The sequence below is a fragment of the Ruegeria sp. BHSA163 genome (assembly GCF_059613365.1).
Genome location: NZ_JBXWSJ010000125.1, coordinates 1 through 1,826 on the forward strand (window position 1 = coordinate 1; position 1,826 = coordinate 1,826).

Annotated in this window: 3 pseudogenes; 1 reads left to right on the forward strand and 2 read right to left on the reverse strand. The window is 54.5% G+C overall.

What is annotated here, in order from left to right:
- Positions 1–299: 299 nt before the first annotated feature.
- Both merB and AC2FNV_RS23485 read right to left on the reverse strand, forming a co-directional pair.
- Positions 300–992 (reverse strand): annotated as a pseudogene (gene merB / locus AC2FNV_RS23480) (organomercurial lyase).
- Positions 992–1,630: pseudogene (locus tag AC2FNV_RS23485) on the reverse strand (oxidoreductase dimerization domain-containing protein); the annotation flags it as partial. The pseudogenes AC2FNV_RS23485 and merB, both read right to left, overlap by 1 nt.
- Before the next feature lie 85 nt (positions 1,631–1,715).
- On the opposite strand from AC2FNV_RS23485, the pseudogene AC2FNV_RS23490 reads away from it, so the two are divergent.
- Positions 1,716–1,826: pseudogene (locus tag AC2FNV_RS23490) on the forward strand (IS6 family transposase); the annotation flags it as partial.

The window sequence follows — 1,826 nt, forward strand, 5'->3', positions numbered from 1 at the left end:
AAGGCCGATCGTGGTAACTTGCATGGGGTGACTCCTCTCTCGCAGATAACGACACCTGCACTATGGCGCATCGCGACGCCGATGGAGCAGGAGCCATCCACCCCATCTGCAAAGCGGTCGCTCATGCCGGGTGCAGCGAAGGTCCGCTTTGAGCCCAGACCTGCCATAATCTGCTACGCAGCGAATGTCGGCTTCGCGTAGTTTGCTAACATATCAGACATCATCTCCGGCCTGCCGAAAGATGTAGAATTGCGGCTCATGGCAAACCGACTAACTGCAACATCTGGCTAAGTTATCTTTCACAAAAACGGTTTGAAAATGGCAGCCCCGACTTGAATTGCTTGTCTCGGTGAAAGTCGAAATCCCGCTGTACTCTCGGGTTTCCACTCTTCGAGATGATCCTTTGAACAAAAGGCCAGCATGGACCGGCACTGCGTTTCGGCAGCTCATCCGTCTGTTTCTGCGACACCCGCCCAAACAACCACGCGCGAAGGGGTGATCTCGTAGGCAGACAGTCCGTCTTTGGTCATGCGGATTTGCAGCTTCTTGCTACAGATGGGGCAGCTTGACCGAACCGTTGCAGCTTTTCTAAGCATCGCCGCAGTTCCGAGCGCGTCAATTGCACAAACTGTCCAATTTTTTACTGCATCAGCTTCTACAGAGTGTCGCGTCTCGCTCGCCGAAAATGGATAGGCAGATTTGATTGCGCCGTGCCGAAACACTATCAGGTCGCGACGATCCAGTTCCTCCAACACTTCCTTGACCTGGAACTCTGGTAATCCCACCACTGACAGGTCGTGGGGCGTTGGTGGTCTAGCGCGTTGGACAAAACTCTCAAGAATTAAACTATGAATGGAACGTGTTTCTTCCGATAGGCCGAACCACCGTTCACGCATCCGATCTACTGTCAAAAGGGATCGCAGCGCATTATCCGCGACAGGATCAGTCACGTCTGACCAGTCCAGATAGGGGCTGCGATCAAGAGTAGCCATTATCCGGCACAGCAAGACAGTTTCGCTACATCCTTTTCGAACGTCTGCGCTGCCAGCTTCAGGCCCTCGACTGTCGTAAGGTAGGGGAAGATCATGTCGCCCAGGTCATCATAGGTCATGCCCATTTTCAGAGCCATTGCAGCGGTCTGGATCGTATCCGCTCCTTCAGGTGCGATGATGTGAGCACCCAGCAGTTTTTTGGTCTGCTTATCCGCCACCAGCTTGATAACACCACGGGTGTCGCGCGCCGCAAGTGCGCGCGGGACATGCTCAAGTCCCAATACAGAAGTGATGACCTTATGGCCCTGAGCAGCGGCCTGCGCCTCCGTCACCCCAACGCTGGCGATTTGGGGGTCAGAGAAAACCACAGACGGCATGACGCTGTTGTCGTAACTCAGGGAGTTGCCGTTCATAGCATTCTTTGCCGCCAACTTCGCCCCATAGGCCGCCATATAAACAAACTGGTCATTGCCGGTCACATCGCCCGCCGCATAGACGCCTTCTCGGGAACTGGTCATCGCAGGGTCAACCACAATCCCACCCCGCGCATCCGTTGCTATCCCGGCAACATCAAGCGCCAGCGATCCGGTGTTTGGCACACGCCCAGTCGCCAGCATCAGTTTTTCTGCATCAACAATGACAGGCTGGCCATTTCGGGTGGCGTGCGGTCATGTCAGATTAACTTTGCTTGAGCGGGGCAGGGAGGTTTCGTAGCCTTCGGACATGACCAAACCTGCCTCTTTCAAGTATTTCAAAACGAGTCCCGAGATCATCCGCCTTGCGGTGATGTTGTACATCAGGTTTCCACTTTCGTTGCGGAATGTCGAAGACCTG